The organism is Candidatus Poriferisocius sp. (assembly GCF_965208475.1).
Taxonomy (GTDB): Bacteria; Actinomycetota; Acidimicrobiia; order Acidimicrobiales; family Bin134; genus Poriferisocius.
Genome location: NZ_OZ242338.1, coordinates 429,663 through 451,844, shown reverse-complemented (window position 1 = coordinate 451,844; position 22,182 = coordinate 429,663). Strand labels below are relative to the sequence as shown.

The 22,182-nt window shown below is 66.9% G+C and carries 27 protein-coding genes; 13 read left to right on the top strand and 14 right to left on the bottom strand.

The genetic code is table 11. From position 1 onward, the window contains the following. Positions 1-42: 42 nt before the first annotated feature. From prcA to lepB, 5 genes are read left to right on the top strand one after another with little or no spacing between them, the layout of a single operon-like run. On the top strand, positions 43-714 hold the full coding sequence (gene prcA, locus ACOGXA_RS02145; protein WP_419927031.1) for a proteasome subunit alpha: 672 nt from the start codon (positions 43-45) through the stop codon (positions 712-714). A gap of 37 nt (positions 715-751) precedes the next feature. Continuing rightward, positions 752-2,110 (top strand): Pup--protein ligase, encoded by a 1,359-nt coding sequence (gene pafA / locus ACOGXA_RS02140; RefSeq protein WP_419925641.1) that lies wholly within the window; start codon positions 752-754, stop codon positions 2,108-2,110. Positions 2,111-2,165: 55 nt separating this feature from the next. Continuing rightward, positions 2,166-3,131 carry a helix-turn-helix transcriptional regulator gene (locus tag ACOGXA_RS02135; protein ID WP_419925640.1) on the top strand — a complete coding sequence of 322 codons (966 nt, stop codon included), beginning with the start codon at positions 2,166-2,168 and terminating at the stop codon, positions 3,129-3,131. 58 nt (positions 3,132-3,189) lie between these two features. Then, entirely contained in the window at positions 3,190-4,161 is a 972-nt protein-coding gene (locus ACOGXA_RS02130; RefSeq protein WP_419925639.1) for a helix-turn-helix transcriptional regulator, read from the top strand. Between the two features lie 14 nt (positions 4,162-4,175). Next, positions 4,176-4,832 carry a signal peptidase I gene (gene lepB / locus ACOGXA_RS02125; protein WP_419925638.1) on the top strand — a complete coding sequence of 219 codons (657 nt, stop codon included), beginning with the start codon at positions 4,176-4,178 and terminating at the stop codon, positions 4,830-4,832. Between the two features lie 114 nt (positions 4,833-4,946). Here lepB and ACOGXA_RS02120 read toward each other — a convergent pair whose 3' ends face one another. Beyond that, the gene (locus ACOGXA_RS02120) at positions 4,947-5,801 is read right to left on the bottom strand and encodes a metal ABC transporter ATP-binding protein (protein ID WP_419925637.1); all 855 of its coding nucleotides are present in this window, start codon (positions 5,799-5,801) and stop codon (positions 4,947-4,949) included. Positions 5,802-5,805: 4 nt separating this feature from the next. Then, positions 5,806-6,516, bottom strand: a complete 711-nt coding sequence (locus ACOGXA_RS02115) for a glycerophosphodiester phosphodiesterase (protein ID WP_419925636.1) — start codon at positions 6,514-6,516, stop codon at positions 5,806-5,808. A gap of 97 nt (positions 6,517-6,613) precedes the next feature. Here ACOGXA_RS02115 and tatB point away from each other — a divergent pair, with 97 nt between their 5' ends. The 8 genes from tatB (at position 6,614) to ACOGXA_RS02075 (ending at position 12,920) form a co-directional block, all read left to right on the top strand. Continuing rightward, entirely contained in the window at positions 6,614-6,880 is a 267-nt protein-coding gene (gene tatB, locus ACOGXA_RS02110) for a Sec-independent protein translocase protein TatB (protein WP_419925635.1), read from the top strand. A 66-nt stretch (positions 6,881-6,946) separates the two neighbouring features. Next, complete coding sequence (gene tatC, locus ACOGXA_RS02105; RefSeq protein WP_419925634.1) at positions 6,947-7,795, top strand: twin-arginine translocase subunit TatC; 849 nt, start codon at positions 6,947-6,949, stop codon at positions 7,793-7,795. 10 nt (positions 7,796-7,805) lie between these two features. Beyond that, positions 7,806-8,387 (top strand): hypothetical protein, encoded by a 582-nt coding sequence (locus ACOGXA_RS02100; protein ID WP_419925633.1) that lies wholly within the window; start codon positions 7,806-7,808, stop codon positions 8,385-8,387. A gap of 55 nt (positions 8,388-8,442) precedes the next feature. Next, positions 8,443-9,618, top strand: a complete 1,176-nt coding sequence (locus tag ACOGXA_RS02095) for a M20 family metallopeptidase (protein WP_419925632.1) — start codon at positions 8,443-8,445, stop codon at positions 9,616-9,618. After that, on the top strand, positions 9,615-11,231 hold the full coding sequence (locus tag ACOGXA_RS02090) for an FAD-dependent thymidylate synthase (RefSeq protein ID WP_419925631.1): 1,617 nt from the start codon (positions 9,615-9,617) through the stop codon (positions 11,229-11,231). The genes ACOGXA_RS02095 and ACOGXA_RS02090 overlap by 4 nt, the downstream gene beginning before the upstream one ends. A 98-nt stretch (positions 11,232-11,329) precedes the next feature. Further along, complete coding sequence (locus tag ACOGXA_RS02085) at positions 11,330-11,791, top strand: hypothetical protein (RefSeq protein WP_419925630.1); 462 nt, start codon at positions 11,330-11,332, stop codon at positions 11,789-11,791. Between the two features lie 233 nt (positions 11,792-12,024). Then, positions 12,025-12,525, top strand: coding sequence for an N-acetyltransferase family protein (locus ACOGXA_RS02080; protein WP_419925629.1), 501 nt, complete (start codon positions 12,025-12,027; stop codon positions 12,523-12,525). Beyond that, the gene (locus ACOGXA_RS02075) at positions 12,522-12,920 is read left to right on the top strand and encodes an NUDIX hydrolase (protein ID WP_419925628.1); all 399 of its coding nucleotides are present in this window, start codon (positions 12,522-12,524) and stop codon (positions 12,918-12,920) included. Before ACOGXA_RS02080 ends, ACOGXA_RS02075 begins: the two co-directional genes overlap by 4 nt. Here ACOGXA_RS02075 and ACOGXA_RS02070 read toward each other — a convergent pair. The 12 genes from ACOGXA_RS02070 to ACOGXA_RS02015 form a co-directional block, all read right to left on the bottom strand. Further along, positions 12,907-14,397 (bottom strand): hypothetical protein, encoded by a 1,491-nt coding sequence (locus ACOGXA_RS02070; RefSeq protein ID WP_419925627.1) that lies wholly within the window; start codon positions 14,395-14,397, stop codon positions 12,907-12,909. The genes ACOGXA_RS02075 and ACOGXA_RS02070 overlap by 14 nt on opposite strands. Before the next feature lie 48 nt (positions 14,398-14,445). Next, a complete protein-coding gene (locus ACOGXA_RS02065) occupies positions 14,446-14,820 on the bottom strand; it encodes a hypothetical protein (protein ID WP_419925626.1) in 375 nt (124 codons plus the stop codon). A 5-nt stretch (positions 14,821-14,825) separates the two neighbouring features. Further along, positions 14,826-15,245, bottom strand: coding sequence for a hypothetical protein (locus ACOGXA_RS02060; protein WP_419925625.1), 420 nt, complete (start codon positions 15,243-15,245; stop codon positions 14,826-14,828). A gap of 40 nt (positions 15,246-15,285) precedes the next feature. Then, positions 15,286-15,687 carry a hypothetical protein gene (locus ACOGXA_RS02055; RefSeq protein ID WP_419925624.1) on the bottom strand — a complete coding sequence of 134 codons (402 nt, stop codon included), beginning with the start codon at positions 15,685-15,687 and terminating at the stop codon, positions 15,286-15,288. A gap of 6 nt (positions 15,688-15,693) precedes the next feature. Beyond that, complete coding sequence (locus ACOGXA_RS02050; protein ID WP_419925623.1) at positions 15,694-15,894, bottom strand: hypothetical protein; 201 nt, start codon at positions 15,892-15,894, stop codon at positions 15,694-15,696. Between the two features lie 38 nt (positions 15,895-15,932). After that, entirely contained in the window at positions 15,933-16,646 is a 714-nt protein-coding gene (locus ACOGXA_RS02045) for a type II secretion system F family protein (RefSeq protein WP_419925622.1), read from the bottom strand. Next, the gene (locus ACOGXA_RS02040; RefSeq protein ID WP_419925621.1) at positions 16,643-17,458 is read right to left on the bottom strand and encodes a hypothetical protein; all 816 of its coding nucleotides are present in this window, start codon (positions 17,456-17,458) and stop codon (positions 16,643-16,645) included. Before ACOGXA_RS02040 ends, ACOGXA_RS02045 begins: the two co-directional genes overlap by 4 nt. Further along, on the bottom strand, positions 17,455-19,083 hold the full coding sequence (locus tag ACOGXA_RS02035; RefSeq protein ID WP_419925620.1) for an ATPase, T2SS/T4P/T4SS family: 1,629 nt from the start codon (positions 19,081-19,083) through the stop codon (positions 17,455-17,457). The genes ACOGXA_RS02040 and ACOGXA_RS02035 overlap by 4 nt, the downstream gene beginning before the upstream one ends. After that, positions 19,083-19,724 (bottom strand): hypothetical protein, encoded by a 642-nt coding sequence (locus ACOGXA_RS02030; RefSeq protein ID WP_419925619.1) that lies wholly within the window; start codon positions 19,722-19,724, stop codon positions 19,083-19,085. Before ACOGXA_RS02030 ends, ACOGXA_RS02035 begins: the two co-directional genes overlap by 1 nt. Next, positions 19,718-20,365 (bottom strand): hypothetical protein, encoded by a 648-nt coding sequence (locus ACOGXA_RS02025; protein ID WP_419925618.1) that lies wholly within the window; start codon positions 20,363-20,365, stop codon positions 19,718-19,720. Before ACOGXA_RS02025 ends, ACOGXA_RS02030 begins: the two co-directional genes overlap by 7 nt. Beyond that, positions 20,319-20,789: a hypothetical protein gene (locus tag ACOGXA_RS02020; RefSeq protein WP_419925617.1), complete on the bottom strand. Its 471-nt coding sequence runs from the start codon at positions 20,787-20,789 to the stop codon at positions 20,319-20,321. Before ACOGXA_RS02020 ends, ACOGXA_RS02025 begins: the two co-directional genes overlap by 47 nt. A gap of 339 nt (positions 20,790-21,128) precedes the next feature. Next, positions 21,129-22,034, bottom strand: coding sequence for a hypothetical protein (locus ACOGXA_RS02015; protein ID WP_419925616.1), 906 nt, complete (start codon positions 22,032-22,034; stop codon positions 21,129-21,131). Between the last annotated feature and the right edge of the window lie 148 nt (positions 22,035-22,182).

The following is a 22,182-nucleotide window of genomic DNA, read 5'->3' as shown; positions in this document are numbered from 1 at the left end:
TTTGGCCGGTCTCGGGAATTGCAGAGGTGATTCACAGTGACCATGCCCTTCTACGTCGCCCCCGAGCAGCTGATGAAGGATCGGGCCGACTTCGCCCGCAAGGGCATAGCCCGAGGCCGGGCCCTGACCGCGCTCAGCGTGCAGGACGGAATCGTGATCTGCGCCGAGAACCAGTCCAACACGCTGCGCAAGGTGAGCGAGATCTACGACCGCATCGCGTTCGCCGGTGTGGGCCGCTACAACGAGTTCGACCAGCTTCGCATCGCCGGGGTTCGCCATGCCGACCTCAAGGGTTACACCTATAGCCGCGAGGACGTGGACGCCCGGAGCCTGGCCAACCAGTACGCCCAAGTGCTGGGCCAGACCTTCACCCATGAGATGAAGCCCATGGAGGTGGAGATCCTGGTGGCCGAGGTGGCGCCGGAGCCCCGCGGCGACCAGATGTTCCACGTCCTCTACGACGGCACGGTGAACGACGAGTCCGGCTACACCGTGCTGGGAGGCGAGGCTGACTCCATCGCCGAGCGGCTGGGCCAGGGCTACAACGGGGAATGGGACAGGGGTGAGGCGATCAGGGCCGCGGCGGCCGCGCTGGCGGGACAGGAGCGGACGTTTGCGGCCGATGACCTGGAGGTGGCCATCCTGGTGCGCGAAACCGGTCGGCGGGCGTTCCAGAGGATCGAGGGCGACGAGTTGGCCGGGCTGCTGAGCTGATGGACCGTCGCATCTTCGGGATAGAGAACCAGTAGTCATGGACCGTCGCATCTTCGGGATAGAGAATGAATACGGCGTGACCTGCGCGCTTCGGGGCCATCGACGGCTCAGCCCCGATGAGGTGGCCCGCTACTTGTTCCGCCGGGTGGTTTCCTGGGGTCGCAGCAGCAACGTGTTCTTGGTCAACGGCGCCCGGCTGTACCTCGACGTGGGCTCCCACCCCGAGTACGCCACGCCGGAGTGCGATTCCGTCTACGACTTGGTGGCCCACGACAAGGCTGGCGAGCGCATTCTGGAAACGCTCATCGACAGCGCGGAACTGCGGCTTCGGGAGGAGGGCATCCAGGGCGACATCTACCTGTTCAAGAACAACACCGATTCAGCCGGCAATAGCTACGGCTGCCACGAGAACTACCTGACGAGCCGGCGCGACGATTTCAGCGAGTACGCCGAGGTGTTGATCCCCTTCTTGGTGAGCCGCCAGATCTACGCCGGGGCCGGCAAAGTGCTCCAGACCGCCCGGGGGGCTGCCTACTGCATAAGCCAGCGGGCCGAGCACATATGGGAGGGGGTGTCGAGCGCGACCACCCGTTCCCGCCCGATTATCAACACCCGTGACGAGCCCCACGCCGATGCCGAGCGCTATCGGCGGCTGCACGTCATCGTGGGCGACTCCAACATGAGCGAGTACGCCACGTTCCTGAAGGCGGGGGCCACCAGCATTCTGCTGCGAATGCTGGAAGATCCCTCGGTGGTGCTGCGGGACATGACGCTGGACAACCCCATTCGGGCCATTCGGGAGATAAGCCATGACCAGACCTGCACCCGCCGCATCCGCTTGGCCAGCGGCCGCGAGGTAAGCGCCCTGGACATCCAGTCCGAATACCTCGACCGGGCCCTCAAATATGCCGAGAGCCGCGACCTGGACCCCCAAGAGAAGCAGTCCCTGCAAATGTGGGAGCACTGTCTGACCCAGATAGCCAACGATCCCCTCAACTTGGCCCGGGAATGCGACTGGGTGATGAAGTACCACCTCATCGAGGCCTATCGGCAACGCCACGACCTGGCCTTAAGCGATTCCCGAGTGGCCCTGCTAGACCTCCAGTACCACGATGTGAATCGGTCGCGCAGCCTCTTCTACCGAATGCAGAACCGGGGCATGACCGAGCGGATGTGCGGGGACGCCGAGATAAACCATGCCGTAGAGAACCCGCCGGCCACCACCCGGGCCCGACTCCGCGGCGAGTTCATCCGGCGGGCCAAAGAGCGCAAGCGGGACTACACCGTGGACTGGGTTCACTTGAAGCTGAACGACCAGGCCCAGCGGACCGTTCTGTGCAAGGACCCGTTCCGGGCCCATGACGAGCGGGTCGAGAAGCTGATCGAATCCCTGTGATGGCCAGGCCCAAGCCGGAGCAGCAGGCCGACCGCCCCAAGGAGGCATCGCGCTGATGGTCGAGGGGCGTCGCCGAAAGCCCGAGCAGGTCAGGCTGGAGCGCTTGCTCCGCCTCATCGCCGCGTTGATAGAAACGCCGCGCTTTTTGTCCATCGAGGAACTGCACACCCGGGTGGGAATTGCACGGGGGGAGGACTCGGCCGGGTATCCGGCGAACGGCCCGGCGGCCAAGCGGGCTTTCCATCGGGACATGAACCAACTGGCCGATGCCGGCATACCGGTCATCTCTGGGCCGGTTCCGGGCCAGGATCGGGAGATCTGGGGATACCGCATCCGCAAGCAGGACTACTCGCTGCCGGAGATGGACTTCGAGGCCGACGAGCTGGCTGCCCTGCACCGGGCGGCCACCGCGGTCCGCTTCGACGGGGTCTCGGGATCGGAGACGCTGTGGAAGCTGGGCGGCCGGGTGGGGGAGGGAACCGACGCCGAGTTGGCCGCGGTGCCCGTCCATCCCGCGCTGGCCGACCTCTTCGTGGCAGTCACCGAGCAGAGAGTGGCCGAGTTCGACTATGGCGGGCAGCCCCGCTCGGTCCAGCCGTGGACCCTGGCCTTTGATCTGGGCCACTGGTATGTGGTCGGCCACGACCAAGGACGGAACGACAAGCGCACTTTCCGGGTGGATCGGATCGAGGGCGATGTCGCCTTGGGCAAGCCCGGCGGCTTCCAGCAGCCGGAAGGCACGGCGCGCTGGGTACCGCTCCAGCCGTGGAAATTTGGAACCGGCCCGGCTATGACCGCCCGGCTGAGGGTTGATCCCGACCAGGCGGTTTGGGCTGCGCGCCGCCTCGGGCAGGAGCCCTCCGAGAAAGGCTCTGACGGGTCTGCGGTGTTCGAGATAGCGGTTCGCAGCCCAGATGCCTTCCGATCCCTGGTTTTGGAGTTCTTGGAGCACGCCGAAATACTCGGCCCCCCCGAGCTGCGCGCCGACATGGTGGCCTGGCTTGAAGGGATCGCCCGATGATTGGGCACTGCGGATATGGCCCTCTTGAGGTAGCCGCCGATCGCAGGGGGCTGGGCGCGTGAGCAGGCTGAGCGCGGGGGATCGCCTGATGCGGATGCTGGAACTGGTCCCCTGGGTGATGTCTCAGGGCGGGGCTGAGCTGAGCGAGGTGGTCCATCGGTTCGACTACCCCGAGCAGGAGTTGCGGGAAGACCTGGTCAAGGTGCTGTTCGTGGTGGGCCTGCACCCGTTTACCCCAGATGAGCTGATTTACGTCATGGGCTTGGACGAGGAGGACAACGGCGGCTGGGTGGCGATCAGCAACGCCGACTACTTCTCCCGCCCGCTCCGGCTCACCCCCGGCCAGGCCCTCGGCTTGATCGGGGCCGGGGAGGCGCTCCTGTCGGGCGCCGACCCCGATGGCCCGCTCAGCCGGGGGCTGGCCAAGCTGGCGGACGCGCTGGGGGTGAGTGTTGGCGAGGACTTGGCCGTGAGCCTGGGGGAATCGGCCGACGAGTGGGTTGAGCCGCTGCTGGCCGCGGCCGCCGACCGCCATCAGGTCCAGATCCGCTACTTCAGCTTTGGAAGGGGCCAGGAATCCGATCGCGTCATCCACCCCCACCGAGTGTTCTCAGAGATGGGCAACTGGTATGTGCAGGGGCATTGCCAGATGGCGGGGGGGGTGCGAGTGTTCCGCATCGACCGGATCAGGGCCCTGGAAGTCTTGGAGTCTGTCTTCGCCCCCCCCTCCGAGACGGGCCCGCCCTCGGCCTTCCAAGCCCGAGACACTGATCCCCGGGTGGTGCTGCGCCTGGCGCCCACAGCTTTGTGGCCCACAGCTTCGTGGGTGATGGAGCGGTACCCGACCGAAGAGCAGGCGCACTTGGACAACGGAATGATCGAGGCCACCCTGCCGGTAAGCGAGATCGGCCGGCTGGAGCAGCTCCTGCTCCAGCTTGGGCCTCAGGCCGAGCTGCGCCGCGCCGATCCGCCGGTGGCCGCCGACCAAGCGCAGCTCGCCGCTCGGCGGGTTCTGGCCCGATACCAGTAGAGGACTCCCACATCGTGAGCGACGAGAGCAGGCCCGCTCCACAAGAGGCTGCTTCGCCGGGCCCCGTCCCGGACTCCGCAGAGGAGACCGGAGAGGCAGCAGAGTCCAAGCCGGGCAAGTCCGCCCTGCGGGTCACAATCGAGTGGGTGGCTGTCTTGGCCGGGGCACTGGCTTTGGCTTTGATATTGCGGGCGGTGCTCTTTCAGGCGTACTACATCCGCTTCACCTCCATGGAGCCCACCCTGAGCAACGGCGACCGGGTATTGGTGAACAAGCTGGGCTACGACCTCCACGACATCAACCGCGGCGACCTCGTGGTGTTCGAGCGGCCCCAGGGAGTGGGCGGTCGGCAAGCCGATGACCTGATCAAACGGGTCATCGCCCTTCCCGGCGAGGTCATCAAATTCGTCCAAGGGGAGGTGTATATCGACGACCGGCGTCTCTATGAGCCTTATCTGGAATCATCTGGCATCACCGCGGGCGGCATGCCCGACAATTGCGGGCCCCTGGTGAATGGAGGCTGCCGGGTCGGAGCGGGCGAGGTGTTCGTCATGGGCGACAACCGGGCCAACTCCACCGACAGCCGGTCATTCGGCCCCATCTCTGAGCATCTGATCGTGGGACACGCCTTCCTGCGCATCTGGCCGGTGACCGAGTTCGGCCGGCTCTGACGAGGACGAGCCGAAAGCCACCCCCCGTCAGCAGTTGGGGAATGGGGAACCGGCTGACGATGAGGGGCTGGCAGTGGGGGAAGGGGAGGGGGGCTTGGGTGATCTGCCCCGGGGCTAACAGTCGGGGTGGTCGTGGCCGTGACCGTGGTCGTGGCCGTGGCCGTGATCGTCGAAGACGTGGATGACACCGCCGGAATGATCTTCGTGCTCTCCGTGGAACACGCAGTCGTCGGCATCGCCGTGGGCCATGCGCAAGCCGAAAACCTCTTGCATATTCTTGTTGTTCAGGACCTCTTTGGGAGTTCCCGCCGCGACCAGCCGATTGGCCAGCAGCACAACCTGATCGCAGAGCTCGGCCTCGTCCATGTGGTGGGTGGATATCACCACGACCCGGCCCCGCTTGCGCTCTTCATCGATGATGCGCAAGATCGTGGCCTGACTGGGCATATCCAAACCGGTGATGGGCTCGTCCATCAACAGCACGTCGGCGTCTCGGGCCAGGGCCTGGGCCACCAGCACGCGTTGTCGCTGCCCACCGGACAGCTCCCCGAATTGGCGGTTGCCCAAATCGGCGACATCCAAGCGGTCAGCGGACTCGTCGATGAGCTCGCGGTCTTTGGCGTTGATCCGCCTCATCAGGCCTTGGTCGCTATAGCGGGACATGCGCAGCACGTTGGCCACCGTCACCGGAACCCAGGTTCGGTTGCCGTGCTGCTGAGCCACCAATGCCACTGACTTCTTCGCCGGCAGGGGTCTGATCGTGCCCGCTGACGGCTGGGACAAGCCGCTCATCAGCCGGAGCATGGTGGTCTTTCCTGATCCGTTGGCCCCAATCAGGGCGGTAGAGGTGCCGTACTCGAAACGGCAGGTCACATCGGCCAGCGCCCGGTGGCCATTTCCGTATTGGGCCTCCACGCCCTCAAAGGCGATGGCATCCGGTTGTCCGACCTCGGCCGCGGTCACACCCACGGCTTCAACGATAGCAGTTGTCCAGGGCGTTCCTCATGCGCTCGACGTGGTCGCTGTACACCGCGTCGATGCCCATGTCCAGCAGTTCGCTGAGCACCCGAGGCTGCTGGGCATCCCAGCCAAAGCACAAGACCCCGAACCGGTGGAACAGGGTGACCAGGCCGCCGGTCCAGTCGGTTTGGTGGAGGTTCACGGAATCGATGCCGACCTCGGCCAAGACGGCGGCCCGCCGCTCCGGACCGCCGTCCATGCGACTCAACCGGGTGGAGTTGCACAAGCGCACGTCGGGCCACAGCCCCCGCAGCCCAGCCAGGGTGCCCACATCGGGGTGGCACAGCCACAGCCGTTCGCGGAGCGGATGCCCGGTGGAGGCCGCGGCCTCATCCACGGCGGCGATCACCGCGGGCGCCGCATCGGAATCCTTTAGGTCGAGTGACAGGTCGAAATCGGCGCCGCATGTGCTGTACAGCTCGGCCAGGGTGGGAATGTGGCCGGGCAGTTCGCCGCGGCGGCATTCGTTGATGGGGCGCCGCCGTCTCAGCCGGCCCCGGCGCACCCATCCGTCGTGGTCCAGAACCGCTTGGCCGTCGGCAGTAACCCACACGTCGCTCTCCAGGCCGGCTGCCCCCATCCCCAACGCCAAGGAGAACGCCGCCAGCGTGTTCTCTCGCTCTTGGGCTCGGGCACCCCGATGGGCGAACCCGATCGGGGGCATTTGGAGGGGGGAGATTCGGGGCGCCACCGGTTCATCTTGGGCTGCCGGCAAGAGCTCGAACAACCCCGCCCCGGAATGGGAGCGATAGCCTCGGAGCGTGGGGAACCTCGGATGGGCCGAAGTCGCGGTGATCGTGGTGTTGGCCTTGGTGGTTCTGGGGCCGGACAAGCTGCCGGGAGCGGCCCGTCAGATCGCCGGTGTCATCCGACAGGTACGACGGATCACCACCGGATTCCAGCAGGAACTGCAAAACGCCCTCGATGAGCCCGTCGAGGCTGAGGCCCGCCGCAGAGGAGAGCTGGCCGTGGAACAATCCAACCAGACAAGCGATCCAACCGCCGACCCGCCCCCGAGCAACCAGTGAGCAACACCGCCGACCCGCCCCCGAGCAACCAGTGAGCAACACCGCCGACCCGCCCCCGAGCAACCAGTGAGCAACACCGCGGGCCGCTTTAGGTCCGACGATGAGACCATGCCCCTGATGGAGCATTTGGCCGAGCTGCGGGTGCGGCTCATCAAGTGCATCTTGGCCGTGGTGGCCGGAGCGGTGGTCTGCTGGGTGTTCTACCCCCAGATACTGGACCGGTTGGTCCAGCCTTACTGCGATGTGATCCCCGAAGAGGCGGTGACCGAAGAGGCGGCGAGACAGAACCTGTTCGGCGGGTGCGAGCTGCTGGTGCTGGATCCGCTGGAGCCGTTCTCGGTGCGGCTGACCGTGGCGGGATACGGGGGAGTGGCCCTGGCGATTCCGGTGGTGCTCTGGCAGGTGTGGCGGTTTGTCCAGCCTGGCCTCTACCCCCGAGAGCGGCGGCATGCGGCCGCGTTCACGGTGGCCGGCGCCCTGCTGTTCGCGCTGGGGGCCGGCTTGGCCTATTGGAGCATCCCCCGGGCGCTGAACTTCTTGGCCTCGATCGGGGGCGAGGACTTGGTGACTGGATTCTCCCCGGCCAAGTACCTGTCGTTCGTGGTGAAGATGATGGCGGCATTCGGCATAGGCTTTGAGTTCCCCATACTGCTGGTGTTCTTGCAGCTTGCCGGAATCGTCCACTACCGACAGCTGATCCGGGGGCGGCGCTTCGCCATCGTCGGCATCGTGGCCCTAGTAGCGGTGATCACCCCCAGCGGGGATCCATTCACGCTTATGGTGCTGTCGGTGCCCATGTACTTGTTCTACGAGACGGCCATCGGCATCGGGTGGATGCGAGCCCGCCGAGAACGCCGCCGAGCCGTTGAGGGGGGAAAAGCCCCAGAGGAAGCCGATGCCGATTCAACGAAGTGAGGACTGGGGGATGCCAGGAGGCCTGAGCCCCGACGGCGCGCTGGTTCGCACCGACGCCGAGGCCCGGTCCCTGGTGGAAGAAGCCCGACGGGCCAACCGGCCCCTGCCCGAACTGGGCTTGCTGGGAGGCGACCTGTGCCGCACCCTGGGGGGCAGGGGCGACCTCGGCACAATCCGCTCCCCCGAAGCGTGGCGGTTCGCAGTAGATGTCGGCGCCGCGCTGTTAGACGGCCGGTTGTTCTGGTTCTGCGCCCACCTGACGGCCCGGCGGAGGGGGTGGGCCGGCGAGGCGCTGGTAGCCATGAACGCCGCCTGGCGGGGAAGCTGGAATCTGGGTCCCAAGGCCCACCCCGGCGATGGGCTCCTCGACGTCTCCCATGGGCGGCTGTCGGCCGGCGACCGGCTGCGAGCCCGGCGCCGGGTGGGCACCGGGGACCATCTGCCCCACCCCAATATCCGCTACCACCGCACCGGTGCCTTCCAGACGGTGCTCGAGCAGCCGCTGATGGTGGAGTTGGACGGACAACAGGTTGGGCGGGCCACCAATCTGTCGATTCGAGTGGAACCGGCCGCGCTCATCGTCGTGGTGTGAGCCGCACGACCGGCAAATCCCGATGACCGGCCATGCGACTACTAGCATTCGCCCCGTGACCTCCGATCGGGCCAAGCAGCAGATGGCCTCAGTGGTCGATGCCCACACAGCACGCCTGGTCGATGTCTCCCACCGTATCCACGAAGTTCCCGAACTCTGTTTCGAGGAGCACGCCGCCCATGATCTGCTGTGCTCGGCCTTGGAGGAGGCTGGACTGGACGTGGAACGCTCGGCATTCGGCTTGGAGACCGCTTTCGTGGCCCGGGCCGGGAGCACGGGGCCTGAGGTGGCGGTGATCTGCGAGTACGACGCTCTCCCGGAGATCGGGCATGCCTGCGGCCACAACGTGATCGCGGCCGCCGGGCTGGGTGCCGGATTGGCGGCGGCTTCGCTGGCCGAGGACCTGAGAGGCCGGGTTCGCATCGTGGGCACCCCCGCTGAGGAGGGCGGGGGAGGCAAGTGCTACTTGTTGGAGCGGGGCGCGTTCGACGGCGTCAGCGCGGCCATGATGATCCATCCCGCCAACCACGAACTCACCCGAATGAACGCCATCGCAGTGGAGCAGATCGAAGCCGCCTATACCGGCCAGTCGGCCCATGCCGCCGCCTCGCCCCACAAGGGCCGCAACGCCCTCGATGGGGCGGTCTTGGGGTATATGAACGTGGCCGCGCTCCGCCAGCACATTCGGCCCGACGAGCGCATCCACGGAATCTTCACCCGCTCCGGCGACAAGCCCAACATCGTCCCCCATGATGCGGCTGCGGAGTGGTACGTCCGCTCCCCCGAGCTCGACAGCCTGGCCGAGTTGAGGGCGCGGGTGGTGGGCTGCCTCGAAGCCGGCGCCGCCGCGGCCGGCGTCGAGATCGACTGCCGGCGCAAGGCGCCGATCTATGCCGACATGATCGACAACCAGGTCATGCTGAACTTCTACATCGGCAACGCCGCCTCCGCCGGGCGGATCGCGCGCGAGCCGCAGGGGGCTGCTGTGGTGGGGAGCACCGACATGGGCAACGTCAGCTATGCCGTGCCCTCCATCCACCCCATCATCAAGGTCGCCCCCGAGCATGTCGCCATCCACACCCCGGAGTTTGCCCGCCATGCAAGATCCGAGAGCGGCGACCAGGCGGTGCTGGACGGGGCGAAGATGCTGGCCATGACGGTTGCCGATCTGTGGATGGACCCCGATGCCCTAGAGCGGGCCGCCGATGAGTTGGCCTCCAGCCTGCAATGACGCAGTACGTTGCCGAGCAGTTCACCCTAGAGGAGGGGGATATCCTCCGCCGGTATTTCACCAACCTGGACAGGCCGGTGTTCGCCCTGGTGAACCTGCCAGAGGTGGTCAAAGGGGCGCTGTTCGCCCGCTACAGCCGGTCGGCCAAGTCGTTGCGAAGGCTGTTCTTAGACGAGTTCGTCGGCGAGCTGGATATCAGCGGCGACGTGACCATCGACGCCACCGTCGGTCTGCGACGAGCCGAAGAACTGTATGACCGGGTGTTCTTCGAGTACGGGGACGACTCGGTGGCCCAGCTGGGCGGGGTCCATCTAGCCTGCGAGCAGGCCTCCAACATCTTGACCAAGGTGCTGGAATGGGGACGGCTGATGTCGTATCTGGAGCAGTCCACCCGGTACATCGACTACCTGGCCCGGATCGGGGGGCGCTATCGCTACTTCCGCGACCCTGAAATCGGGGAGTCGCCCTTGTCGGGACGCTATGTGAGCGATATGGACCGGATGTTCGAGGCCTACGGCCAGCTCCTGCCGGCCATGGCCGACTTCTACCGCCAGCACGCCCCCAAAGACTCCAGCTCCTCTGACTTCGCCTACCGGCAGGCTATTCGAGCCAAGGCGCTGGATGCGGTGCGGGGGATGCTGCCGGCAGCGACCGTGTCGAACGTCGGCATCTACGGCACCGGCCAGTCCTACGAACTGCTCCTGCTGCGGATGCGGGCCCACAATCTCCCAGAGGTCCAGTCGTACGCCGACCTGATGCTGGCCGAGCTGCGCAAAGTGATTCCCTCCTTCTTGAAGCGAGTGGACCTGGAAGACCGGGGCGCGGCATGGAGCCGCTATCTGGGCGACGTCAGCGAGACCCTTGAGAGCGTGGCCGACCACCTGGTGCCCCCTAATCTGCCCGCCGATGACGCCCCGACGGTTCGCCTGGTGGACTTCGACCCACAAGCCGAGATCAAGATGGTGGCCTCCATGCTGTACCCCTACACCCATCTGCCCGAGGAACAGCTGGAGCGCGAGGTTAGGGCCATGGGCGCCGAAGACCGGCTGTCGGTGGTACGGGCCTACGCGGGGGCCAGGGCCAACCGCCGCCACAAGCCGGGGCGAGCCTTGGAGCGGCCCTTCTACCGGTTCGACATCTTGGCCGACTACGGCGCCTTCCGAGACCTCCAGCGCCATCGAATGCTCACCATCGAGTGGCAGGAGCTCACCCCTCAACACGGGTTTGCCCGCCCTGACGCGATAGGCGCCGCGGGCTGCGCCCCGGTGTTCGACGAGGTCATGGAGCGATCAGCGGCTCTCTACCACCTCTTGAATCGGGACTTTCCCGAACAAGCCTCCTATGCGGTGTGCTTCGCCTACAAGGTGCGCTTCGCTATGAGCTTGAACGCCCGATCGGCCATGCACCTCATAGAGTTGCGCACCACTCCCCAAGGCCACTCTGCGTACCGGAGGGTTGGACAAGAGATGTGGCGGCTCATCCGAGACGAGGCCGGCCACACGGCAATCGCAGAGATGATGAAGTTCGTCGACCTCAGCGAGGAGCCCCCTTTGGGCCGCTTAGACTCCGAAAGCCGAGCCGAAAAGCGGCGCCATGCCGAAGGGCGGGCCTAGGCCCTCACAACTTTGATCGTCAAAGAGCACGCATCGCGGGACAAGGGTGTCTATGATCCGCGCTGATCGAAAAACCTGAGAAAGGGACCAGGGGGAGAATGACTGACCCTGAAGAGCACGAGGACATCCCGGCAGAGGACTTCGGCGATGACGACATCGACGTAGATCTCGACGACGACCTAGAGGACGATCTTGACGACGACCTAGAGGACGATCTCGACGACGAGGATGAGGACGAGGAGGCCGACAACGGGTCGGCCAGCGGCTCGGCCATGTCCGACGAAGAGGACGGCGACACCGAAGACATCGACCCCGACAATGTGGAGGCCGATCTCGACACCATCTTGAAAGATCGCCTGGCCGCGGGTGACGACGAGGACGAGGACGAGGAAACCCCCGACCCGGTGCCGGAGACGGCGGGCCAAGTAGCCCCCAAGCGGGACAACGAGTGGACGTGCCAGGGGTGTTTCCTGATCGTCAGCTCCAGTCAGTTCGGGCCCCGCGACAACCCCCGGTGCCCTTCGGGGGAGGAACCCTGCCTATCGCTGGATCGACTGTGAGTTCCGCCGAAGACCTCGATGCGCAGCGGGAGCCGCGAGACCAAATCCTCGATGCGCTGGTTTTCGCGCCCCTGGGGCTCCTCTTGGCGACAGACAAGCCGAGCGCGGATCTGGCTGATCGAGGCCGCCGACACCTGAAAGCCGCTCGCATGCTCGGTCGCATGGCATTGGGCCACTCCTCTGCCCCGACAGATGCCCGCGCCGACCCTCCCGATCCTCAGCCTGGTTGAGCAATGAGCGAGCGGCCCAAGGGCGGCGCAGCCCGACCAGTCCGATCCGACGAGATCGGCGCCATAGCCGGATTGGCTCGGGAAGCCCGCCGCGAGGCCCTGGAATACCGGGGCGGTGAACGATGGATGGCCACCCAGGCTGCTCCTGAGCCGCTTGAAGACCATCTCGCCGGGCTGATTGCTGATCCTGAAGCCATATTGCTGGCAGGCATCTGGGACGACACGCCGGTGGGGTACGGATGGGCTCGGCGAATCGTCCGGCTGGACGGGTCGCCGATTGCCCGGATTGAAGAGCTGTTCGTCACCCCGCAAGGCCGTTCGGTGGGAGTGGGGGAGTCGCTGTTCGACCATCTGGTGCGGTGGGCTCGAGATCAGAAACTCGTGGCGATCGACGCCTTCGTGCTGCCAGGCCACCGCGAGGCCAAGAACTTTTTCGAGACGTTCAAGATGACCGCCCACGCACTGATAGTCCATACCCAGCTTGATCAAGACCAGGCGCCATGAGCGGGCCGGAGCTGTGTGTGGGGGCGGTGGCGGTGCGTGACGGCGCCATACTGCTCATCCGCCGAGGCACTCCGCCGGGGCAGGGGCTGTGGTCAGTGCCCGGCGGCCGCGTGCAGCGGGGGGAGAGCCTGGCCGATGCTGCCCGCAGGGAGCTGCTGGAGGAAACCGGGCTGGAGGGGGAGGTGGGCGAGGCAGTGGGCTGGACCGAGCTCATCGGCCGCCGACGCCATTATGTGGTGGTGGACTTCTGGGTCACGGTAGACCCCGATGCGACGCCTACAGCCGGCACCGATGCAACCGACGCGGCATGGGTGGCCCTAGGCGAATTGGAGGAGTGGGACTTGGTGGACGGCCTGCTTCAGTTCTTGGCCGACCACCGGGTTATCTCCGACTAGCGGTCTGGGCCGCGGCGCCCCGGCGGCTGCGTCTCGGGGGCGGGGTGGGTTCCACGCCGAACAAGGCGGCGATATGGGGAACTCGCTCGGAAAGCCTGGTGACCTCGGCCAATAGTTCTTTGTCGGGATTCTCCGGGACTCCCAAGGGCTGAACGGTTCGGCGCACCGGCGAGAACGCCACCGCCCCCAGCACTGTTATCCAGCGCTTGGACGGCGTGTCGCCGGCCAAGGCGGCGTTGGCCGCTTCGGTCAAACGGGTGACCATGTCCTGGGGGAGGGGCACTCCGGCTTTCGGGGGCCGGGAGCTGAGCCTCAGGGCCCGGACCATTCGCCCGTCGGCCAACGTGGCCGCCACTTCAGCCAGCCACTCGGCGTGCTCCCGATCCACCCGCTCGGTGAGCTTGCTGCGCAGATCTTCAGCAATCGCCTTGGCCTCGTCTTCGGTTGCGCCGTCTTCTGAGGCGACCACGACCGACCGCAGATCGCGCAGGTCGACATCATCGATGCCGGCCAGTGCGGCCTCAGCCCGATCCATCCACTCTGCTGCCCGCATCCGGGAAAGGAGCTTGCCGGCCTCGGCGAGGAATTGATCGCCGGGCTCTGAGTCGGGCCCTTTTTCCTTAGCAGCCTGCTTGGCCGGTTTGGCCCCGGACTCCGGCTTGGCCTCCTTCTCGGGCTTGGCCTCGGACTCCGGCTTGGCCTCCTTCTCGGGCTTGGCCTCGGACTCGGGCCTGGCCTCCTTCTCGGGCTTGGCCTCGGACTCGGGCCTGGCCTCCTTCTCGGGCTTGGCCTCGGGCTCAGAAGAGTCGAGGGCTGCGGCGACCTCCGCCTCCGAAGCCCCCGCTTCGGCAATCGGCTCTGACCCAGCAGCCTCGGCTTCGGCAGCCTTGCGGGCTGCCTCCTTCTTGGCTTGGGCGGCGTCCCGGGCCTTCTTGCGCTGAGCCCGCAAAGCCTGCTCAACCGAGGCGACGCCCTCTCGCACCATCCTCTCGCCCACGGGCTTTTGCTCCTCGGGCAGGCCATCGATAAGCGCCTGACGGTGAGCGCGCCCCGGGCGCAGGCGCTTGGCCTGGGAACGGTCGTCGTCGCGGCGAGACTCCCGGCGATCCCGATCCTTGGAATCGCTCCGGCCGCGGCGATCCTGACGTCCCCGCCGGTCGCCGGCATCGCGGTCTCGGTCTCGGCTCCTGCGGTTGGCCACCAGCTTGGTTGTTACCAGCGGCTGTTCCCGGCCCGACCCCAAGATCTCCAGAGTCTCAGGCAGGGGACGCTTCGACTTGGGTTGGAACACCTCGATTATCTCGATGCCTTCCATGTGGAACTCGGCTTCGACGGTCAGCTCATCGCCCACGCCGGCCGAAAAGGCGATCAGGTCGCTAGACAGCTCGCCCTTCGGTTCCCTCGCGCCAGCGGCTCGCCATGTCCAAGACCCGTCGGGCCGCTGGCTGGTCAACTCAATCTCAATCCTGCGGGACACCGGCGGTCACGCTACCGCATGAGCGGGGAAGTGCAGAACTGCAAGAACTCATCGGCATGCCCCCAACACTGCGGTTGCGGGAAGGCCGAAGCCCCCGAGCTCGACGGCCACCGTCCCCGCGGCCGGGGTGAGGCCGGTGAACACCCGTGGGCGCCACGGCACGCGGGCTTCTACCCGCAGAACCGGAACTCCGGCCGTTTGGTTGACGCAGCCGGTCAAGACGGTGCCGTCGGGACGGGTGGTGTCTACGGTGCTGGAGTCGCACCCCGTGCTGCCGCAGCCGTCGATGAACACGGCCGCGGCTCTCTCGGCCCGATCAGCGGCCAGATTGCGATTGGAAACCAACTCGGCCTGGTCGGCCAGCGATCCGGTGGCCACGGCCACGGCCAGACCCAGCGACAACAGCACGATAGCGGTAGACAAGATGCCTACTCGACCGGCTCGACGGCGACGGCGACAAGCCGGTTGATCCTCACCGAGTCCCACATCTCGACCGGACAGATAACCACCACGGCCACCGATGGTGAGTCTCCGGGGCTGTTGGGAGCGCGCGGCTGGGAGATCAAGCTGATATCGAACGAGGCATCGGTCTGGTTGCAGACTCCGGCAGTGGCAGCTAGGGCGGACTGCTCCACAGTGGCAGCCACTTCGCCCCACCGGGCCCGAGCCGACGGTTCGGCGCCGACCGCGGAGGAGTCGGCCAGGGTGTCGGCGGCATACACCGCGGCAGTTTCTGTGAAGACCGATGTCCGGTATTCGGCCGACCCCAGAGTCCCGGCGGCGTCGAGCACCGCCACGCCGAGCACCACGACCGGCAGGATCAGCAAGAACGCGACCGCGTCGCTCACCGGGCCCCCCTCCGCTTCGGCCCATTGAGCTCAGGCATAGTCAGCACGACCCGGTAATGCTCAGGGCTGCGGAGCGGCCCACCGACCGACAGGCCGTCGCCGTCGCGGTCAGCGCCCCTAGCCGGGTGTCCAGCGGAGCGGCGGAGACCGCAACGATCAGATTGCAGGCATCGGCGGATACTTCGATGGCCACCGGCTGCACCGCCAAGTGCTCGATCTGGCTCAGAGCCGCTCGGGTTGCGGCCGTCTTCACCTCGGAACGAAGCGGAGCTTGGCACTGCCAGCCGACTTCGGCGGCGGCTCGAGCAGCAGCAGCGGCGGCCGCCTGAGAGGCGGCATCGGCTGAGAGCCGGGTCACATGGCTTGCGTACAGACCGGTGACCACCGCCAACAAGAACATCAGCAGCACCGAGGTGCGCAGCACCACCAGCGACGATGCCATGGTCGACTACCCACAAGTCTGGGTGCCGGCCGTCCAAGTGCCGCCCACCGCGGTACACAGCTCATCGCTGGTGATCCGGGCTTTGTCGATGTTGTCCCCGGCTTCAGGGGCATTCGAGCTGAGCTGGCTGTAGACGATGATGGCCACGATGGCGGCGGCGGCAATGGCGACCACGATCAAGATCATCTGGACGATTGCTGATTGCATGGGTGGTTTCTCCTTTGGTACAGGGCTACCGGCTCGCGTCAGAGCACGAAGATCACGGCGGCCATGACGGTAAGACCAGCGATCGCGGCCACCAGGGTGACCGTGGTTCCGATGGCCCGGCTGAGCTGGTCGATCGCCAGGCGTCGCTCGGACTCCAAGGTCCGAACCGATCGGGACAGGGACTTGTCCAGCAGGTCTGACGACGCCGCCCCGGCCCGTTCTGCGGCCACCACCGAGGCCAGCAACGGCTCGGCAGGGGAGCCAGCAATGGCCGCGGCGACTGCGGGCAGCGGATCCCGTCCGGCCTCCAGAGCAGCCCCGATGGCCCCCCGAGCCACGGTGAAAGCCCGACCCGATACCGTCACGGCAGCGTTGACCGCGGCAGCGTTGATGGGTTGTCCAGCCGACGTCAACAGCCGCAGCTTGCGCATCCACTCGAGTACCTTTTGGTCTCGTTCCCGGCAGTAGGCCGCGGCGGCCAGCGATCTGATTGCCATCGGCGCCAGGCGGGGCAGCCATGTTCCGGCCACTACCGCCAAAGTCAGACCTGCGGCCCAGCCGGATGCCGACCGACCGACGAGCCCGCCAACCACGGCGCCGGCAGCCGACAGAGTCCAGCTGGCCGTCGAGACATGGTTGGGGGGCCAGCCGATGGCCGCCGCCTGGATGGCAGCCCGGCTGCTGGTACTGGGCGGGGACAGCAGCAACGCCATCACCGCGGCCACCCCTGAGACGCCGGCGACAAAGTTCATCGTCCCGCCCGCCAGGCTGGGGCCAGCACCCGGGCGCAGAGCGCGGCGGTAAGCAGCGCCAGAAGCAGCAGGAACTGCTGGCCGACCGCGGAGGAAAGCCAGACGCCCACGTCTCGGGCAGCGAATCCGGTGACCGCCAGCATGCCCGCAGCCATCACCACGGTGACCGCGATTTGAGGCATGAGGGCGGCCACATAGCGGTGGAAGTGGCGAGCAGTCTCGGCCGCCTCCATGGCCTCGTCGGCCAGGACGCCAGCCAATCCCACCCACTGCGAACCGCCCCGAAACGCTTCGTCCAACACGGTGGCCAGCATCTCGGCGATAGGGCGTTGGATGGTGGTGGAAAAGCGGTTGGCCGCCTCGGCCATTCCGCCCGTCTCGCACTCAGATGCCATCAGCCGTGCGGCCGCACCGACCCGGCCGGCAACCAGCGGCGCTGCTTGGCGGACGGCTTCCACCACCGTGGGCGCCACCAGCGCCTGGTTGGCCAGTCCGTTGGCCAACTGGGCCAGCTCGTCGGCTTCCCGCAGGCTGCGGCGCGACCTGACCTGAACCGCGATTGCCCATACACCCACGCCGGTCAGCACCATGGCGGCCACGCCGGCCGTCGCCCCCACCAGCACCAGTCCGGCGATGAATCCAAGGGCGACCAGGGCGGCGGCCAGCAGCGGCCCGGCTTGAACCGTGCGCCGCTGGGCCAAGAGCAGGCGCCCCATAAGGAGCGACGAGGGGGTTCCGGCCGAGGTTGGCCACCAAACCGCCATCATCATGGCGAACCCTGCGGCCAGGGCCAGCGCGGCTTGCGCAGTCATTGGCTCATCACCGAGGAAGCCGCCGCCGGCAAAGAAGACACTGCCGGCCTCCTGTCGGTTCCCGGCGCCTGTCCGCCGGCCGCTCGCAGGTCTATCCCCACTGCCTGGTACAGGCGCTCGACTTGGCCATGGGGTCGGCCCACCGGGGAAGACCACCGCTGTCCGGGGGGAAGAGCCCAAAGGCACCGGGTGTCGATGATGTCTTGGCGATCGTCATAGCTGACGATCTGGGTGACATCGGAAATGACCCGCTCTCCCATCTCGTTGCGGCCCATCCACACCAGCAGATGGACGGCAATGGCGATCTGCTGGCGGGCAAACCGGGGATCGGCCCCCTCGCTGCACGCGTACGACAGCAGTTTGGCCAGCACCCCCGGGCCCGGCTGGCTGTGCAGCGTGACCAGGCAGCCATTGAGCCCGCTGCTCATGGCGTCGAGCAGCGCAAGAGTGCCCTCGCCCCTCGTCTCGCCGATCACCAGCTTGGACGAGTTGGCCCGCTTGGCGTCGCGGATGTGGTCGCTCATGGTGAGCTTCCCCACTCCGTCGTTGTTGGCATCCCGGGTGAGACGCTCGAAGCTGTTGGGGTGGATGCCGTATTGAGCCAAGCGGAGCTCAGGGGTGTCCTCTATGGTGTCGATCCTCTCCGATCCGTCGACGGTGGCCAGCAGGGCCTGGCACAGCGTGGTCTTGCCGCCGCCCATGGCCGCCGCGATCACGATGTTGGCCCGGACCGGGCCGGAAACCGCCCCCGCCAAGAGCTTTTGGAGCGGAGGGGCGGCAACGTTGAGGTCGGCCAGCGTGGCCTTTCCGGCCATGTTCGACCGGAGCACCATGGTTGGGGGATGGCACATGAACGCTTCGGCGTGCAGCCGCCACCGGTCGCCGAGGCGGATGTCCAAACGGCTGTCGAGCATGTCGAAGCGCTGGGGCTGCCCTCCGGAGAAGCTAGCCAAGTGCCGGGCCGTCTCGATCAGCTCGTCATTGGACGCAAACGGCGAGTTGCGGCGCTCACGCTGCCCCTCGGCGCGATGGACGATCATGCACTCGCCGCCTCGGATCTGGAACTCTTCGACTCCGGTCTCCTCCAGCAGATCGGCCAGACGGGACTGGGCGGCCTGCGATGCCGACCACAGGTGGGTCTCTCGGTCGAGCGGGTCGAGTCGGCGGGGGGCGACCGCGGTCCACGCCATGCGACGCCCGAGCCGGAGCAGCCACCGGCGGTGACTCCGGCCCAGCTCGGTGGGCACCCAGAGTGTGAACACCCGGCGGCGGCGGAGCCGCTCGGCGTCGGGCTGATCGTCGGACACCACCACCGACACAATCGGCGTGGAACGGCGAGCCCCCGAATCCAGCCGAAGCTGGGAGCGGACGTCGGTGCTGTCGACGGCAGTGATCCACAGCACCGCGGCGGCTGAGGCCACCGCCGATTCCAGGCGGAGTTCCGGCTCGTCGTCTTGCATGAACAGCACCGTGGGATGGCCGGCAGCCGACGCCTGGTCAACCTGGGTCGGGGAGGTGGCCAGAACCACACCGGGGGCGGTGCTGGCAATGCCCTCCAGCACTCCGTCCAGCACCCGCTCCACAGCCTCGCCGTCGAGCCATCGGTCTCTTATGGCCAAAAGCATCAGCTGATCGCCCCATCCGCCTCGGGGGCGCCCGTGCTATGACATGGAGGCCAGCCACCAGGAGGCGACTCCCATATCCACCACTGGCCATCGGACAGCACAGAGGCCAGTTCAGGGGTGGCCTCTATGGTCACGCTGGTGGCGGCGCCATCGTCGTCCACTGCGATCAAAGTCACCAGGGCGGCTGCGCATCCGCCGGAGGAGGGGGAGAACACGGCCCGGTCTCCGCCAGCCGGACCGGAACCACCCCACATCTCCGCGCTCACCATGAACCGCATCAGCGCGGTCGTGCGGTTGGCGTCACCGCTTTGCCTGGGGCGCAGCATCCTGGGCGAGACCAGCGTGCCCTCGGGCACATCGACTGCCGCTATGGCATCGGCCAGCTCAGCGGGCAAAACGAACAGCGCCGCCAAGTCGGCCGGCATGTCGACCGTGGCATGATCGCCCGGCGGGTGGCCCTCGGCCCACCTCTGGGCGGCCGCCACCACCGAAACCTCTGCCATGTCTTGGCCGTCTCGGGACAGCGCGGCGATCGCGGCAATGGTGACGACCAACACGACCGCTGCGGCCAGCAGGCGCCAGCGGAGGGCAACCGGCCATGAGGCGGGCGACCACTGCTCGCGGTTCAGCCGGTTCACCATATCGAGATCCGTTCGCCCAGATATTCGGTTGGCTCGCGGAACCAGGAAAGATCATCGGCCAAGTCCACGGTGTGATGATCGCCCTGTTCAGAGGTGTACCGAACTTGCAGCCGCCACATCCAGAAGCCTCGGCGGGGTATCGACCACCGGCAATGCCCGTGGGCTGCCTCCCAAGCCGGGGAGAGCGACAACACTCCGCCTTCCGGCACTGTCCACCGGGGCAACTCGTTTGGCGGGCACCAAACAACTGGGGGATCGTTTCGGGAAAAGGCAGTTCGGAACCACTGTTTGCGCTGCGTGCTCAGCCAATCCCACTGCGCGGCGGCCACTTTGGCCATGCCCTCCGCGGCCACGGGGCCGGGAGACTTCAGCTTGGCCAGATCAGCAGTCTCGTAAGGAAGCAGTTCCCGAAGCGATACCCCGACGCCTGTAGCCGTCCACAGGCACCCGTTCACCGGGTGATCTACCACATTGAGCGTTGCCCCCGGACGCAGGGCCGTCCAGTGTCGCACCGCGCCGCCCGCTCTCGAAGCCGCGGTCAAGAACAGCCGCCCGCCCGGAACCTCTGGATGGTGGTAGCCGGTGAAGCCGTCGTCATAGGGGACAATCGACTCCCACCGCAACCGCCCCAACAGCGACATCCGGGTCTCGTCGGTCCACGCTGACGAGCAGGTCTTCGCAGTCTGGGTGGGCGGGGGGATGGGCCGGGACGGGGGAGCAGTGGGCCAGGGCGGGGGAGTAGTGGGCCGAGCAGTAGCCGTTGGGATGGGCCGCGGCGGGGGGGTGGGGGCCGCAGTAGCCGTCGGCGGGGGCGGAGGCGTTGGGGTGGGCGCCGCAGTAGCCGTCGGTGAAGGCGGGAGAGTCGGCACAGCCGTCGGGGTCGGTGAAGGGGTGGGGACCGCAGTGGCGGTCGGCTTCGGCGCGGGATTGGGGGGCGCAGTAGCGGTAGGCGTCGGGACAGCTGTCCGCGTCGGCGCGGGCCGGGGCGTCGGCGCAGCCGTCGGTGGGGGCGGCGGTGGCTTCTGTTGCATGGTGTAGGACCAGTAGCTGCTCCGCTGCGTCCAACTGTGGCCGGCAAACTCGTACCAGCCCCCGCTGGTGTCGGGCCCCGGCGGGCCATGGCCACACCCCACGCTCGTGCTGTGAACGACGCAGGAAGTGGAACGGCTATTTCCGGTCGGCTGTTTGCCGTAGGGGGTGCCGGCGTACTCGACAAACAGGTTGGTGTGGTCGTACTCGTGCACCACTTGGGTACGGCTGGTCCAGCACCATTGGCCCGGCGACGCGGCATCGCACGGGGTCAAGTCGAAGTCGAACTTCAGATCGGCAGTCCCCGGTGCCGGGCTGAGCAGCATTGCGAGCAGCGCGGCAGCCACCGCGGTGGCGACAGGCCGCCGCATTCGGTCAGCACGTCTCATTGGTGTTCATCCCCACGTGTTGGTGCATTCCGGGCACCGCGCCCGGGGCCTCGGCATTCAGCGCGGAGTTCAAGGTCCAGTGCTCGGCACACAGCCGTGTTATTCCCGGAACTTCCAGGAGCGCTGCAAGATTTGCTTCGAACAGCACACAGGACTCGGTGGCGATCTTCTCCATTTTGGGATGTCCCTTGATCTCCAAGCCTCGGAACACGACGTCTCGGCACTTCTCTGCGAAGGGACGCCCGTCAAGCGGAGTTGGATTTCCAATGGTCGGGCACTGCGTCCATGAGTTCCCGTGTACGCCGTCTGCCCTGTAGTCGTCGGAGTACGCCTGCTGCACGCACCCGCGGTCCGCTCCGTAGCGCTGTATCGACTGCTCCATCAAGCCTGCGCTGGTGGTGCAGTTCAGTACGGCGTGTGCGACACGCTCATCCTCGGGCCATGACGAGGAATCAGGTGGGGCTGCATGGTAGTTCACGCACCGGGTCATCCAGTCCAAGGCCTCCGGGGGCGGTGACATCACGCGGAACCCGCCCAATTCCTCCAAGGTGGCAGGCCGCAGCACCTGGTATTCACCAGGAGAAACCTCTGTCCACGCGCTCCTGACCGACGCCGGCGGCGGTCGGTACCCCGGGCTGTGCCCGCCCTCGTCGGTGGCACCGGGAGCGATGTCCTTCCAGCTTGGATCGGGCTCCTGCCCATCAGCGACGGGGTCGGGGTGGGAATGGGTGCTTGGCTGGTTGACCACCGGATCTGAGATGTCACCACCACCGGAGCCGAGGCTGAGGGTCCAGCCCTCGGGCAGCTCCGGTGTCGGCAGCGCGGTGTATTCCGGTGAGGGATCGGCCGGTACTGCGACGGGGGTGGATCCGGGGGCGGGCGGCACCGCCACCGTTGAGGAGGATCTCGGTTCGGATGCTTCCACCCATTCGGGGCTCTCAATGGGCCCTGCGGCAGCAGTCGCCTGCGGACCAGTAGCCGGCGGAGCAGTAGCCGGCGGAGCAGTAGCCGGCGGAGCAGTAGCCGGCGGAGCAATTGTC

Excerpts from the sequence above, each read along its gene's own strand:
- ACOGXA_RS02040 (WP_419925621.1), bottom strand. The coding sequence starts at position 17,458 with ATGACTGCGCAAGCCGCGCTGGCCCTGGCCGCAGGGTTCGCCATGATG.
- prcA (WP_419927031.1), top strand. The coding sequence starts at position 43 with ATGCCCTTCTACGTCGCCCCCGAGCAGCTGATGAAGGATCGGGCCGAC.
- ACOGXA_RS02025 (WP_419925618.1), bottom strand. The coding sequence starts at position 20,365 with ATGTCGCTGTTGGGGCGGTTGCGGTGGGAGTCGATTGTCCCCTATGAC.
- ACOGXA_RS02090 (WP_419925631.1), top strand. The coding sequence starts at position 9,615 with ATGACGCAGTACGTTGCCGAGCAGTTCACCCTAGAGGAGGGGGATATC.
- ACOGXA_RS02045 (WP_419925622.1), bottom strand. The coding sequence starts at position 16,646 with ATGAACTTTGTCGCCGGCGTCTCAGGGGTGGCCGCGGTGATGGCGTTG.
- ACOGXA_RS02050 (WP_419925623.1), bottom strand. The coding sequence starts at position 15,894 with ATGCAATCAGCAATCGTCCAGATGATCTTGATCGTGGTCGCCATTGCC.
- ACOGXA_RS02100 (WP_419925633.1), top strand. The coding sequence starts at position 7,806 with ATGCCAGGAGGCCTGAGCCCCGACGGCGCGCTGGTTCGCACCGACGCC.
- pafA (WP_419925641.1), top strand. The coding sequence starts at position 752 with ATGGACCGTCGCATCTTCGGGATAGAGAATGAATACGGCGTGACCTGC.
- ACOGXA_RS02085 (WP_419925630.1), top strand. The coding sequence starts at position 11,330 with ATGACTGACCCTGAAGAGCACGAGGACATCCCGGCAGAGGACTTCGGC.
- ACOGXA_RS02135 (WP_419925640.1), top strand. The coding sequence starts at position 2,166 with ATGGTCGAGGGGCGTCGCCGAAAGCCCGAGCAGGTCAGGCTGGAGCGC.
- ACOGXA_RS02030 (WP_419925619.1), bottom strand. The coding sequence starts at position 19,724 with ATGGTGAACCGGCTGAACCGCGAGCAGTGGTCGCCCGCCTCATGGCCG.
- ACOGXA_RS02075 (WP_419925628.1), top strand. The coding sequence starts at position 12,522 with ATGAGCGGGCCGGAGCTGTGTGTGGGGGCGGTGGCGGTGCGTGACGGC.
- ACOGXA_RS02115 (WP_419925636.1), bottom strand. The coding sequence starts at position 6,516 with ATGCCCCCGATCGGGTTCGCCCATCGGGGTGCCCGAGCCCAAGAGCGA.
- ACOGXA_RS02080 (WP_419925629.1), top strand. The coding sequence starts at position 12,025 with ATGAGCGAGCGGCCCAAGGGCGGCGCAGCCCGACCAGTCCGATCCGAC.
- ACOGXA_RS02035 (WP_419925620.1), bottom strand. The coding sequence starts at position 19,083 with ATGCTTTTGGCCATAAGAGACCGATGGCTCGACGGCGAGGCTGTGGAG.
- ACOGXA_RS02055 (WP_419925624.1), bottom strand. The coding sequence starts at position 15,687 with ATGGCATCGTCGCTGGTGGTGCTGCGCACCTCGGTGCTGCTGATGTTC.